11 protein-coding genes are annotated in these 13,075 nt (G+C 69.6%); 9 read left to right on the forward strand and 2 right to left on the reverse strand.

Annotated elements, in window-relative coordinates; translation table 11 throughout:
- Positions 1-111: 111 nt before the first annotated feature.
- Together EV382_RS29235 and EV382_RS29240 are read right to left on the reverse strand one after the other, a co-directional pair.
- Positions 112-1,746: a glycoside hydrolase family 13 protein gene (locus EV382_RS29235; RefSeq protein ID WP_130407144.1), complete on the reverse strand. Its 1,635-nt coding sequence runs from the start codon at positions 1,744-1,746 to the stop codon at positions 112-114.
- A 32-nt stretch (positions 1,747-1,778) separates the two neighbouring features.
- A complete protein-coding gene (locus EV382_RS29240; RefSeq protein WP_208758516.1) occupies positions 1,779-2,825 on the reverse strand; it encodes a LacI family DNA-binding transcriptional regulator in 1,047 nt (348 codons plus the stop codon).
- A gap of 199 nt (positions 2,826-3,024) precedes the next feature.
- Between EV382_RS29240 and EV382_RS29245 the strand changes: the two genes are divergently transcribed.
- The 9 genes from EV382_RS29245 to EV382_RS29285 all read left to right on the forward strand — a co-directional run bounded on the left by EV382_RS29245 (position 3,025) and on the right by EV382_RS29285 (position 13,018).
- Positions 3,025-4,272 (forward strand): sugar ABC transporter substrate-binding protein, encoded by a 1,248-nt coding sequence (locus EV382_RS29245; protein ID WP_130407148.1) that lies wholly within the window; start codon positions 3,025-3,027, stop codon positions 4,270-4,272.
- On the forward strand, positions 4,272-5,900 hold the full coding sequence (locus EV382_RS29250) for an ABC transporter permease subunit (RefSeq protein ID WP_130407150.1): 1,629 nt from the start codon (positions 4,272-4,274) through the stop codon (positions 5,898-5,900). Before EV382_RS29245 ends, EV382_RS29250 begins: the two co-directional genes overlap by 1 nt.
- Positions 5,901-5,902: 2 nt before the next feature.
- The gene (locus EV382_RS29255) at positions 5,903-6,796 is read left to right on the forward strand and encodes a sugar ABC transporter permease (RefSeq protein ID WP_425272010.1); all 894 of its coding nucleotides are present in this window, start codon (positions 5,903-5,905) and stop codon (positions 6,794-6,796) included.
- A gap of 171 nt (positions 6,797-6,967) precedes the next feature.
- Entirely contained in the window at positions 6,968-7,690 is a 723-nt protein-coding gene (locus EV382_RS29260; protein WP_130407154.1) for a glycosyltransferase family 2 protein, read from the forward strand.
- Complete coding sequence (locus tag EV382_RS29265) at positions 7,687-8,097, forward strand: hypothetical protein (RefSeq protein WP_130407156.1); 411 nt, start codon at positions 7,687-7,689, stop codon at positions 8,095-8,097. Before EV382_RS29260 ends, EV382_RS29265 begins: the two co-directional genes overlap by 4 nt.
- Positions 8,098-8,101: 4 nt before the next feature.
- Positions 8,102-9,514, forward strand: coding sequence for a hypothetical protein (locus EV382_RS29270; protein WP_130407158.1), 1,413 nt, complete (start codon positions 8,102-8,104; stop codon positions 9,512-9,514).
- A gap of 15 nt (positions 9,515-9,529) precedes the next feature.
- Positions 9,530-9,871: a hypothetical protein gene (locus tag EV382_RS29275; protein ID WP_130407160.1), complete on the forward strand. Its 342-nt coding sequence runs from the start codon at positions 9,530-9,532 to the stop codon at positions 9,869-9,871.
- A gap of 278 nt (positions 9,872-10,149) precedes the next feature.
- Complete coding sequence (locus EV382_RS29280) at positions 10,150-11,217, forward strand: BMP family lipoprotein (RefSeq protein WP_130409302.1); 1,068 nt, start codon at positions 10,150-10,152, stop codon at positions 11,215-11,217.
- Between the two features lie 253 nt (positions 11,218-11,470).
- Entirely contained in the window at positions 11,471-13,018 is a 1,548-nt protein-coding gene (locus EV382_RS29285; RefSeq protein ID WP_341870194.1) for an ABC transporter ATP-binding protein, read from the forward strand.
- The last annotated feature ends 57 nt before the right edge of the window (positions 13,019-13,075 follow it).

The following is a 13,075-nucleotide window of genomic DNA, read 5'->3' on the forward strand; positions in this document are numbered from 1 at the left end:
GACTCCGCGCGGCACCGGTGGCACCTCACCCCCCACCACAAGGGGCCGGTAGCCCAGTCGCCCGCCGGCGCGGGGCACGACGAACGACCAGGTCGAGAACCTGTTACCCGTTCAGCGCTGTTCCAACCAGACCGCCGCGTCAATGGGCAGCAGATGACCGGAGCCCTGCTCGGTGAGTTCGTCGCTGGCGACGAGCGGCTGACCATACCCGTCGATCCGGACCGGCGCGCCGCTGAGGTTGACCACGCAGGTCAGCACTGTCGCGCCGGCGGTGCGGTCGAAGGCCAGCACACCCGGCTCGCTCTCCCGCCAGGTGACCCCGTCGGCGTCGAGCGCGAGTGCGGGATGGTCGCGGCGGATCCGCAGCGCGGCCCGGTACAGCTCCAGGGTGGAGCCGGGCACGTCGGTCTGCGCCGTGACGGACAGCGCCCGCCAGACCGCCGGGGCGGGCAGCCAGCTCAGCTCGCTGCCGGCGGGCCCGAAGCCGTACGGGGCCAGCTCGCCGCTCCACGGGATGGGCACCCGGCAGCCGTCGCGGCTCTCACCGGTACGCAGGAACGCCGGATCCTGGCGTAGCTCGTCGGGGAGGTCGAGGACCTCCGGCAGGCCCAGTTCCTCGCCCTGGTAGAGGTAGGCGCAGCCGGGCAGGGCGAGCATCAACAGGCTGGCGGCCCGGGCCCGGCGCAGCCCTTCGGCGCCGTCGCCGTACCGGGTGACGTGCCGCTGCTTGTCGTGGTTGGACAGCACCCAGGTGGTGGGCGCGCCGACAACGGCCGCCTCGGCCAACGCGGTGTCGATCACCTTGCGGAACGAGTCGGCCGACCAGGTGGCGTCGAGGAAGTCGAAGCTGAACGCCTGGTGCAACTCGTCCGGGCCGATGTAGCGGGCCAGGCGCTGCGGCGTCTCGGCCCACGCCTCGGCGACCGCCATCCGTCCGCCCGGGTAGCTGTCCAGGATGGGCCGCCAGGAGCGGTAGATCTCGTGTACCTCGTCCTGGTCGAAGTACGGCAGCCGGCCCTTGCCGAGCAGTTCGACCTGACGCTGGCCGGTGGTCATCGAGCTGAAGCCGACGTCCGGCAGCCCTTCCGCCTTGATCATGCCGTGGGCCACGTCGACGCGGAAGCCGTCCACGCCCCGGTCCAGCCAGAACCGCAGCACGTCCTCGAACTCGGCGCGGACCTCCGGGTTGCGCCAGTTCAGGTCGGGCTGGGCCGGGTCGAACAGGTGCAGATACCACTGGCCGTCGGCGATCCGGGTCCAGGCGGGGCCGCCGAAGATGCTCTCCCAGTCGTTCGGCGGCAACTCGCCGTGCGCACCCTGGCCGTCGGCGAAGAGGTAGCGGGCCCGCTCCGGTGAGCCGGGGCCGGCGGCGAGGGCGGCGGTGAACCAGTGGTGCGCGCTGGAGGTGTGGTTGGGCACCAGGTCGATGATGATCCGCAGGCCGTGGGCGTGCGCGTCGCTGATCATCGCGTCGAAGTCGTCGAGGGTGCCGAAGATCGGGTCGACGTCCCGGTAGTCGGCCACGTCGTACCCGCCGTCGATCATCGGCGAGGTGTAGAAGGGGGTCAGCCAGAGCGCATCCACCCCGAGGTCGCGCAGGTACGGCAGGCGCTGCCGGATGCCCTGGAGGTCGCCGGTGCCGTCGCCGTCGCTGTCGGCGAAGCTGCGGACGTACACCTGGTAGACGACCGCGGCGCGCCACCAGTCGTCGTCGGTGGCGGGCGGCGGGGTGGTGGTGCTGATCATTCGAGCAATATGCCGGCCCGCCGCTGCAAGAGTCAAGCAGATCTTGCGTAAGAAAGACGTGCGGCGCTCGGCGCGACAGCTGTGGAGCCGCGCACCACCAGCTCCGGGCGGAACAGGTACTCCGAGTGCGGGGCGCCGTGCCCGTTGATCTCGTCCACCAGGGCACGGACGGCGGCCACCGCCATCGCGGTGACCGGCTGGCGCATGGTGGTCAGCGGCGGGTCGGTGAAGGCCATCAGCGGGGAGTCGTCGTAACCCACCACGGAGAGGCCGTCGGGCACGTTGAGGCCACGTTGGCGGGCCGCCCGGATCGCGCCGAGCGCCATCAGGTCGGAGCCGCAGACCACGCCGGTGACGCCGCGGTCCAGCAGTCGGCCGGCCGCCGCCTCGCCGCCCTCCACTCCGAACAGTGACAGCTCGGCCAGCGGGCCCAGGTCGGCTTCGGCGACGCCGGCCAGCCGGGTCATCGCGGAGCGCCAGCCGGCCACCTTGCGCTGCACCGGGACGAACCGGTCCGGGCCGGTGATCAGGCCGATCCGCCGGTGCCCGAGAGCGACCAGGTGGGCGACGGCCAGCTCGGCCGCCTCCCGGTCGTCGCAGGAGACGAAGGGCGCGCCGATGCCGGGCACGTACCCGTTGATCATCACGACCGGCAACGGTCGCGCGAGCAGCGCCCGGTAGCGGTCGTGGTTGGCGGCGGTGTCGGCGTGCAGGCCGGAGACGAAGACGATCCCGGAGACCTGCCGGTCCAGCAGCATCTCGACGTACTCGTCCTCGGTCACGCCACCGGCGGTCTGGGTGCAGAGCACCGGGGTGAACCCGCTCTGCGCCAGGGTGGACTCGATGACCTGGGCGAAGGCGGGAAAGATCGGGTTGTCCAGCTCCGGCACCACCAGGCCGACCAGCCCGGCGCTGCGCTTGCGCAACCGGGCCGGGCGCTCGTATCCGAGCACGTCGAGGGCGGTGAGGACGGCCTGCCGGGTCTCTGCGGCCACGCCGGGGCGGTCGTTGAGCACCCGCGACACCGTGGCCTCGCTGACTTCGGCCTGCTGGGCGATGTCGGACAGTCGAGCGCGCATGGCGGCACTGTAGCCCACCGGCAAGTTCTTGCGGGGTCCTCTGCAAGCCCTTCCATAATCTGCAACCTCTTGCTAACGTCCCCGCAACATGCGAGCGCAGCGGCGCAATGCCATGCGCCGGTTGGCAAGAACTTCCAGACGTTTTCCACTGGCGGGTCGCCTTTCCCCCGGCGGACCCGCCATGACGACAGGAGCACCGATGCGCATCCGTACCGCGGGTGTGGTCGCCCTCTTCGCCCTGGCGCTCGCCGCCTCCGGCTGTGGTGGCGACAGCGACGAGCCGGCCGCGAAGGACACCCCCAAGGCCGCCGACGGCAAACTGGTGATCTGGGCGGACGACAAGCGGACCGCCGCCCTCAAGCCGTTCGCCGAGAAGTTCGGCCAGGAGAACGGCGTCACCGTCGAGGTCCAAGCCGTCAGCAAGGACCTGCAAACCAACTTCGTCACCGCGTCCCAGCAGGGCAGCGGCCCGGACGTGGTGGTCGGCGCGCACGACTGGATCGGCAACCTGGTGCAGAACGGCGCCATCGACCCCGTGCAGCTCGCCGCCGAGCAGAAGAGCGCGTTCAACGCGACCGCCATCAGGGCGGTCACCTTCAACGGTCAGCTCTACGGCGTGCCGTACGCGCAGGAGAACCTGGCGCTGATCCGTAACACCGAGCTGGCCCCGGAAGCGCCGAAGACCATCGAGGACCTGGTCGCCACCGGCAAGGCGCTCAAGGCGTCCAAGAAGGCCACCGAGACGCTCTGCCTCCAGGTCGGTCAGAACGGCGACGCGTACCACATCTACCCGCTGTACACCTCGGCCGGCGGTTACCTCTTCGGGACCGACGCCAACGGGGACTACGACCCGAAGGACCTGGGCGTGGGCAAGCCCGAGTCGATCGACGCCTTCAAGAAGATCGGCGCGCTCGGCGAGAAGGGCGCGGGTGTGCTCAAGCGCTCCATCGCGGACACCAACTCGATCGCCACCTTCACCGGCAAGAAGTGCGCGTACCTGGTCTCCGGACCGTGGGCCGTGGCCGACGTCAAGAAGGCCAACATCGCCTACGACATCTCGGCGATCCCCGGCTTCGCCGGCGGCAAGGAGGCCCAGCCGTTCGTGGGCGTGCAGGCGTTCTACGTCGCCGCCAAGGGCAAGAACAAGGCGCTGGCCCAGGAGTTCGTGGCCAACTACACCAGCACCCCCGAGCTGGCCGTCGCGCTCTACAACGCCGAGCCCCGGCCGCCGGCGCTGACCGCCGCCCTCGAACAGGTCAAGGGCGCCGACCCGGACCTGGCCAAGTTCCAGGAGGCGGGCAGGAACGGTCAGGTGCTCCCCGCCATTCCGGCGATGGCCGCGATCTGGGACCCGTTCGGCAAGGCCGAGGCCGCCGTCATCGGCGGAGCCGACCCGACCAGCACCGTCACCGCGGCCGGCAAGACCATCTCCGGCCAGATCAAGTAATGAGTACGCCGCTGTCCGGCCCGGGGTCTGCCACGCAGACGCCGGGCCGGGAGCCCGTCGGCTCCCGCCTGCCGCGCTCCCGCGACGACGCACCGATCACAGTGACCGGGCTCGCCGGCAAGGTGCTCCTGCTCGGCCTGACCGCCGGTGTCGCGGTCTGGGCGGCGTTCCCGCTCATCGCCGCCGGCCTGTGGGTCGGCCTGGCACTGCTGGCGGCGGCCACCGCCGGGCTGTTCTACCTGTACCTCACCCGTCGGCACATCCCGGCCAAGTACCTGGTCCCCGGCACCCTGTTCCTGATCGCCTTCCAGGTCTTCCCGGTGCTCTACACCGCCAGCACCGCCTTCACCAACTTCGGGGACGGGCACCGGGGCAGCAAGGACGACGCCATCGTCGCCATCGAGTCCTCGTCGGTCACCCAGGTGCCCGGATCCGCCGAGTACGCCCTCTCGATCGCCACCACTGGCGACCCGGCCACCGGCGCGCTGGTCTTCCTGGTCACCGACCCGGGCACCGGGGCGGTCTCCGTCGGCGACACCGACGGGCTGCGCCGCCTCGACCCGGCCGACGTCACGGTCGCCGCCGGGGGCAGGGTCACCGCCGCCGACGGGTACACCGTGCTGAGCGTCGGCCAGGCCAGCTCCCGCAGCAAGGAGATCACCGACCTGGTGGTGCCCACCCCCGGTGGCGCGCTGCGCTCCAGCGGTCTGTCCCGCGCCTACGAGGGCACGGCGGTACGGGCGTACGACGCCGGCTGCGACTGCGTCCGGGACACCGAGACCGGCCAGACCTGGACCGCCGACGACGAGGCGGGTGCCTTCGTCGCCGCCGACGGTGAGCGGTTGACCCAGGGCTGGAAGGTCAACGTCGGGCTGGCCAACTTCACCCGGGTGCTCACCGACGAGAACATCTCCGGCCCCTTCCTGAGCAGTCTCCTCTGGAACTTCGCCTTCGCCATCGGCTCCACCGGCGGAACGTTCCTGCTCGGCATGCTGATCGCCCTGGTGCTGCACGCACCCCGGATGCGTGGCACCAACCTCTACCGGGTGGTGCTCGTCCTGCCGTACGCCATGCCGTCGTTCGCGATGCTGCTGGCCTGGCGGGACATGTTCAACGCCGACTTCGGGCTGATCAACAGCCTGCTCGGGGTGAATGTGGACTGGTTCGGGCACCCCTGGACGGCGCGCTTCGCGGTCATTCTCGTGCAGCTCTGGCTCGGCTACCCGTACATGTTCCTGGTCGCCACCGGCGCGTTGCAGGCCATCCCGCGCGAGCTGACCGAGGCCACCTCGGTCGACGGGGCCTCGCCCTGGCAGTCCTTCCGCGCGGTCACCCTCCCGCTGTTGCTGGTCGCGCTCTCCCCGCTGCTGATCTCGTCGTTCGCGTTCAACTTCAACAACTTCAACGCGATCTACCTGACCACGGAGGGTGCGCCCTTCCCCGCCGACAACCCGGCCAACGGCGCCACCGACCTGCTCATCACGTACACCTACCGGCTGGCCTTCGGCGGGCAGGGCGCGCAGTTCGGCTTCGCGGCCGCGATCTCACTGTTCATCTTCGCCATCGTCGCGGTGGTCTCCGCGGTCAGCTTCCGGCGGACCCGCAAACAGGAAGAGGTGTACGCGTGAGCGTGCTCCACCGCAATCGCACCCTCAACCGAATCGGCCGGCGGCGTACCCGGTGGTTGGCCGAGGTCGGCTGGCGGCACCTGGTCGCCCTGCTCGGCGTGTTGTTCAGCCTGTTCCCGATCGTGTTCGTGCTCTCCGCCGCGCTCAACCCCCTCGGCACCCTGTCCACCACCGATCTGGTGCCGACCGGCGGGGTCTCCCTCGGCAACTTCGGTGGGCTGTTCGAGCGAACCGCCTTCGGGCGATGGTTCCTCAACTCGCTGCTGATCGCCGGGCTGGCGTCGTTCGCGTCGGTGTTCCTCTCGGCGCTCGCCGCGTACGCCTTCTCCCGGATGCGCTTCCGCGGTCGCCGGGTGGGGCTGCTCTCGCTGCTCCTGATCCAGATGTTCCCGCAGTTCCTGGCGATCGTGGCGATCTACCTGATCTTCGGCGCGATCACCGACCTGTGGCCGTCGATCGGCTTCAACACCCCCTGGGGCCTGTTGCTGCTCTACCTGGGTGGCGCGCTCGGGGTGAACACCTGGTTGATGAAGGGTTTCTTCGACACGCTGCCCCGGGAGTTGGACGAGTCGGCGACGGTGGACGGCGCCTCACACGCCCAGGTCTACTTCCGCATCATGCTGCCGCTGGTGGCGCCGATCCTGGCGGTCGCCGGGCTGTTGGCCTTCATCGGCACCATCAACGAGTTCCTGATGGCCAACGTCTTCCTCACCAGCACCGACTCCAAGACCCTGGCGGTGGGCATGTACGGCCTGCTGGAAGGGAACGAGCGCAACAACAACTTCGGCATTTTCGCGGCCGGCACCCTGCTGACCGCGATCCCGACGGTGCTGGTCTTCCAGTTCCTCCAGCGGTACATCGTCTCCGGGCTGACCTCCGGGGCAGTCAAGGGATGAGACCGGGGGTGGTCGATCCCCGGGGTGACGCGAGGTAGGGTGCTTCGGCACCGCGCCGACGCTGCTTCGCGAGAGCGGGCCAGCGAACGTGTTGCGGGCCTGGTTCACTAGCCGCTGGCGGCGGCCCGCCGCCCTTCAAACGCCGTCCGGTGCTGTCCCGGGGAGACTTTCGTGCAACTGTCGATCTTGATGCCGGTCTACAACGAGGCGGACCGCGTCGCGGAGGCCCTGAAGCAGGCGCTCGCCGTGCAGTACCCGTGTGAGATCGAGATCGTGGTTGTCGATGACGGCAGCACGGACGGCACCGCGGAGATCCTCGCTGGGATGGATGACGCGCGGCTGCGGGTCGTCACCCACCCGCGCAACGCCGGCAAGGGCGCGGCGATCAAGACGGCCGTGGACAGCGCCCGTGGCGAGTACATGGTGATCCTGGACGCCGACCTGGAGTACGACCCCCAGGACATTCCGAAGCTGTTGGCCCCGGTGCTGGAGGGGAACGCGACCGTCGTCTACGGCAACCGCACCTTCGGCAGCCACAGCGCGTACAGCTTCTGGTACGTGGTCGGAAACCGGGGCGTCACCACCGCGGCGAACGTATTATTCAATTCCTACATCGGCGACCTGGAAACGTGCTTCAAACTGATGCCGGTGGAGTTGTACCGGTCGCTGGACATCCGGTCCCGTGGGTTCGGCATGGAGGCCGAGGTGACGGGCAAACTGCTGCGCCGGCGGATCCGCCCCTACGACGTGCCGATCACCTACCGGGCGCGGGGTCGTACCGAGGGCAAGAAGATCACTTGGCGGGACGGAGTCGAGGCGTTGTGGATCCTGGGCCGGGAACGGGCCCGGCGTCGTCCTGGCGGTATCCCCGCCAAGACGCTCGCTGACCGATGACGTCCACCAAGCGCCGGGGCTCGGCCATGATCGCCCGGGTCGTCGTGGCGCTCGTCGGGGTGGGCTGCCTCCTCCTGGCCGTCCAGGGCGCCGTGCAGGCCACCGGTCAGGGCGTCGTCCTGATGGGTGACCGGAAACACGACCTCCCAGCATTCCACCACCAGGTGGATATGGAGGCGCTCTGGCAGCAGTTCGTCGAGCAGGTGCCCCCGGGCAGCCGGATCTCGCTCGTCGAGCCCCGCCGAAACAGGGAGCTGTGGCATCAGCGGTTGAACGAGCTCGCCGCGCTGCGCGGATGTGTGGTCGTCCAGGGAGCGCCGTGGGACTACTCGGTCGGCGTCGCCTCGGTGGTTCGGAAGCGTCCGACCAGCCCGGGCGTGCGGCTGGTGGTACGGAAGGCCGACTGACGACATGGATCTCACCCCGCTCCTCGCCGTGCTCGCCCTCCTCGTCGCCGGCTTCCCGCTGGCCTTCGCGATCCTGCGCAGTCCCTTCCTCGCCCTGCTCTTCGCGCCCCTGGCGGCGGCGCTCCTGAGCACGGTCGCGGTGGTCCTGATGCTGGTCGTCGGCGGTCCGCTGCTCCTCTGGATCGCCCTGGTGCTGGCCGCCGGGCTGGTCTGCGCCGGGTGGCTGTTGCGTCGCCCCGGCGAGCCGGTGCCGTACGGCGGGTGGCGGCACGCGCTGTTGATCGTGCTACCCCTGCTCCCGCCGTGCCTCATGATCTTCGAGCCGGCCTCCCGGTGGGACGCGCACTCCATCTGGTGGTTGCACGCCGGCTACTTCGCCAACGGGAGCGAGTACGCGCGGACGGCGATCGGCAGCCCCGCATTCGTCTTCTCGCACACCGACTACCCGCCCCTCGCCTCCGCGCCCGTCGCGGCCGTGTGGAGCGTCGTCGAGCCGGACTTCCGTACCGCCCAGCTCGTTGGCGCGCTGGTCACCGTCTCCGCGGTCGCGATGCTGGTCTACCTGGTCCGCCGGACGCTGGCTCGGGTGTCCGCGTGGGTGGCCTGGGTGCTGGCCATCGCGGTGGGCCTGGCGACCTGGTCGAACGTCCTGTACGCGGTGACCGGCGGGCTCGCTGACGCGCTCTGGTCCGCCGCCTTCGCCGCGGCGGCGGTGGCCCTCCTGCTCGGCGCGGATCCGCTGCGCCGGCCCCTGTTGCCGTTGTTGCTGCTGACCGTCGCGGCGCTCAGCAAGAACGAGGGGCTGATCGCCGTAGCGGGCCTGGCCGTGCTGGTCACCGTGCGAGGCCGCGCCGACCTGCGGCGCGCCGCGCTGGTCTGGCTGCCGGTGCTCGCCGGCGGCGCCTGGGCGGTGCTGGTCCGCGTGCTGGACGCCAAGTCGGACATCACCAACGGCACCTTCGCGGACCAGGGGGCCCAGAGGGTCCAGCGGTTCCAGGTCACCATCGCGGCGATGTGGGATGTGGTGGGTCTGGTGCTGGTGGGTGCCGCGGTGGTGGCGCTGGTCGGCGCCCTGTTCCTGCGTGGGCGACGACGGGCCGCCGGGTTGGCGTCCGACGGCTGGGTGTGGGCGCTCAACGGCTACTACCTGGTGGTGCTGATCGGGACCTACCTGACCGGGCCGAACGAGATCGAATGGTGGTTGGCGACCTCGGTGCAACGGGTGACGCTGCCGGTGCTGCTCCTGGCCACGGTGAGCATCGCCGGATGGGTCGCTGTCGCGCTCGCCGGTGACGGCCGGGCGGAGTCGCCAGCGGCGCGCGAGCCGGCTCTTCTCGCCGCACCCCGACAGCGCACGGGTGACTGGCCTGATCCGCGCCCGCCGGCGGTTCCCACTACTACGATCCGTCGTTCATAGGGAAGGATGGCGACCGTGGAAGCTCTCAGACTCATCCTCCTCTACGTCCATCTGATCGGGTTCGCTCTGCTGCTCGGCGGCTCGATCGCCCAGTACGCCAGCGGCCGGTTGCGGATCAACCAGGCCATGCTCTGGGGTTCGGTGATCCAGTTGCTGACCGGGCTGGGCCTGGCCGCGCCGCTGCGCGACGGCGACGAGCCGGCACCGGCGAAGCTTGTGACGAAGTTGGTGATCGCGCTACTGATCTTCGTCATGGTCTTCTTCTCCCGGAAGCGGGACGTGGTCAACCGCGGTCATTTCCTCGCGATCGTCGGTCTGACCCTGGTCAACGCGGCGGTCGCGGTCTTTTGGCGGTAACGTCCGGGGGAGGGAAACGCCTCCAAGAAACGGACGTTGCGGACACCTAGGCGCTCGGTTACCAGCACGAAGAGTGACGTGCCCCACGCAAGGGTTACACCCGGGTAACAGGCGCTCAACAGTCGTGCACGATTGTCGGCCGGTGGGTGGACGCGGGCGTACGCTCCCGTCCGTAACGTGGGACAGCCGGCGGCACACCCGCAGGTCGGCTGATGGGCTGCCACCGCACAAGGCGCGGTGTGCAATGGGAAGGAGACGTCTTGCGCTCGGTGCGTGGGATGCGGATCGCCTCGATCGTCGCGGTTAGTGGGCTCGCGCTCACCGCCGCCGCTTGCGGCGAGGCCCCCAAGGATGACAACAACGCCGGCAGTGGCGCCAAGAAGTTCAGCGCCTGCATGGTGACCGACGTCGGCGGCATCGACGACAAGTCGTTCAACACCTCGGCCTGGAAGGGTCTGCAGGAGGCTAAGGCCGCCAACGACAACATCGACATCAAGTTCGTCGCGTCGAAGGCCGAGGCCGACTACGAGCCGAACCTGACGCAGTACGTCAACCAGAAGTGCAACTTCATCCTGGCGGTCGGTGGTCTGATGGCCAACGCCACCAAGAAGATCGCGGCGGCGAACCCGAACCAGGAGTTCGGCATCGTCGACGCCAACCCGGGTCTGGACAACATCTACCCGATGCAGTTCGACACCGCCCAGGCCGCGTTCCAGGCCGGCTACCTGGCCGCCGGGATGAGCAAGAGCGGCAAGGTGGGCACCTACGGCGGTCTGCCGATCCCGCCGGTGACCATCTTCATGGATGGCTTCGTCGACGGCGTGGCGCACTACAACAAGACCAAGGGCAAGAATGTCCAGGCGCTGGGTTGGAACAAGGAGACCCAGAAGGGCTCCTTCACCAACGACTTCGCCAAGCAGGACGAGGGCAAGAAGGTCTCCGACGCGCTGGTCGCCCAGGGCGCGGACATCATCATGCCGGTCGCCGGCGGCTCCGGCCTCGGCACCACCGCCGCGGCCAAGGCCTCCAACGGCAAGTACAGCACCATCTGGGTGGACGTGGACGGCTGCGAGAGCACCCCGGACTGCGCGGCGATCATCACCACCGTGGTCAAGAACATCCCGGACGCCGTCAAGGAGGCCGTGCTCAAGGCCGCCGCTGGTGACAAGCTGCCGGCCAACCCGGGCTTCGTCGGCACCCTGGCCAACAACGGTGTCTCGATCGCCCCGTACCACGACTTCGACAGCAAGGTTCCGGCCGAGCTGAAGGCCGAGGTCGACAAGATCAAGGCGGACATCGCCGCCGGCACCATCACCGTCACCTCGGCGGCCCAGCCGACCAAGTGACAACCGGCCGGCCCCTCCGGTGAGATCATCAGGAGGGTCGGCGGGGGACAGGTACGACCGATCGGCCGCTCCAGCTCTGCGGGTACCACCCGAGGGGTCGGAGCGGCCGATCGCGCACCACGGCGGCCGGTCCGGTCCGGCCGGTTCCACCGGCAGCTAGGCTGCACCATCGCTCGCACTCCAGGAGGTTGCGCTGAGACTCGAACTGCGCGGCATCACCAAGCGGTTCGGTGATCTGGTCGCCAACGATCACATCAACCTGACGGTGGAGCCTGGAGAGATTCACGCCCTGCTCGGCGAGAACGGCGCGGGCAAGTCGACCCTGATGAACGTGCTCTACGGGCTCTACCAGCCCGACGAGGGCGAGATCCTGGTCGACGGCAAGCCGCTGAAGCTGAAGGGTTCGTCCGACGCGATCGGCGCCGGGATCGGCATGGTGCACCAGCACTTCATGCTGGTGCCGGTCTTCACCGTCGCCGAGAACATCATGCTCGGGGCTGAGCAGGTCAGGGGCGGCATCGCCGGTTTCCTGGACCGGCGTCGGGCCCGGCGCGAGGTCGCCGAGGTGTCCGAGCGCTACAACCTGCGGGTCGACCCGGACGCGGTGGTCGAGGACCTGCCGGTCGGCGTCCAGCAGCGAGTCGAGATCGTCAAGGCGCTCACCCGCGACGTCGACCTGCTCATTCTGGACGAGCCGACCGCGGTGCTCACCCCCCAGGAGACCGAGGAACTGCTGACGGTCATGCGGTCGCTGAAGGCGGCCGGCAAGTCGATCGTCTTCATCACCCACAAGCTCGGTGAGGTCAAGGCCATCGCCGACCGGATCACGGTGATCCGACGCGGTAAGACCGTCGGCACCGCCTCGCCGGAGGCCAGCCGCGACGAGCTGGCGGCCCTGATGGTCGGGCGTAACGTCCGGCTCACCGTCGACAAGTCCCCCGCCACCCCGGGCGAGCCGGTGCTGGAGGTGGCCGGGCTGGTCGTCGACGACGACCGGCAGATCCGCGCGGTCGACGGCGTCGACCTGACCGTGCGCGCCGGCGAGGTGCTCGGCGTGGCGGGTGTGCAGGGCAACGGCCAGACCGAGCTGATCGAGGCGATCATGGGCTTGCGCCCGGTGCTCGCCGGCACGGTCAGCCTGGCCGGCGAACGGATCGACGGCTGGAAGCCCAAGAAGGTGCTCCGGGCGGGCGTCGGTTACGTGCCCGAGGACCGCAGCGTGGACGGCCTGGTCAAGGAGTTCAGCGTCGCGGAGAACCTGGTGCTGGACATCTACGACCGGCCGCCGTTCGGTTCCGGGATCGCGCTGAAACCCGACGCGATCGCGGCGTCGGCGAAGGAGCGCATCGAGCAGTTCGACGTGCGTACCTCATCGGCCGACGCGGCGGTGGGCACCCTCTCCGGCGGCAACCAGCAGAAGGTGATCGTGGCCCGGGAGCTGTCCCGGCCGCTGAAGCTCTTCATCGCCGCCCAGCCGACCCGTGGCGTCGACGTCGGGTCGATCGAGTTCATCCACAGCCAGATCATCCACGAACGGGACGTCGGCACCGCCGTCATGGTGGTCTCCAGCGAACTCGACGAGGTGATCGGGCTCGCCGACCGGATCGCGGTGATGTACCGCGGTCGAATCATCGGCATCGTCGGCCCGGACACCCCCCGTGAGGAGATCGGCCTGCTGATGGCCGGCATCAGCCCGGACGCGGCCCACGACGCGGTCGCGGCCCCAGCCGACGGTGGACCCGACGCGGCAGACGAGAGCCCGGCGGGTGCCGACGGTTCCGCGAGCGAGGACGAGGCATGAGCGAGCGGCAGCGAGCGAATCGGAGTTGCAGGGCGTTGGTGCCTCATGGCGTCACGC

The organism is Micromonospora violae (assembly GCF_004217135.1).
GTDB classification, from domain to species: domain Bacteria; phylum Actinomycetota; class Actinomycetes; order Mycobacteriales; family Micromonosporaceae; genus Micromonospora; species Micromonospora violae.

Bases quoted from the DNA above. Each gene is read 5' to 3' on its own strand.
- EV382_RS29235 (WP_130407144.1), bottom strand. From the start codon at position 1,746: ATGATCAGCACCACCACCCCGCCGCCCGCCACCGACGACGACTGGTGG.
- EV382_RS29240 (WP_208758516.1), bottom strand. From the start codon at position 2,825: ATGCGCGCTCGACTGTCCGACATCGCCCAGCAGGCCGAAGTCAGCGAG.
- EV382_RS29245 (WP_130407148.1), top strand. From the start codon at position 3,025: ATGCGCATCCGTACCGCGGGTGTGGTCGCCCTCTTCGCCCTGGCGCTC.
- EV382_RS29250 (WP_130407150.1), top strand. From the start codon at position 4,272: ATGAGTACGCCGCTGTCCGGCCCGGGGTCTGCCACGCAGACGCCGGGC.
- EV382_RS29265 (WP_130407156.1), top strand. From the start codon at position 7,687: ATGACGTCCACCAAGCGCCGGGGCTCGGCCATGATCGCCCGGGTCGTC.
- EV382_RS29270 (WP_130407158.1), top strand. From the start codon at position 8,102: ATGGATCTCACCCCGCTCCTCGCCGTGCTCGCCCTCCTCGTCGCCGGC.
- EV382_RS29280 (WP_130409302.1), top strand. From the start codon at position 10,150: ATGCGGATCGCCTCGATCGTCGCGGTTAGTGGGCTCGCGCTCACCGCC.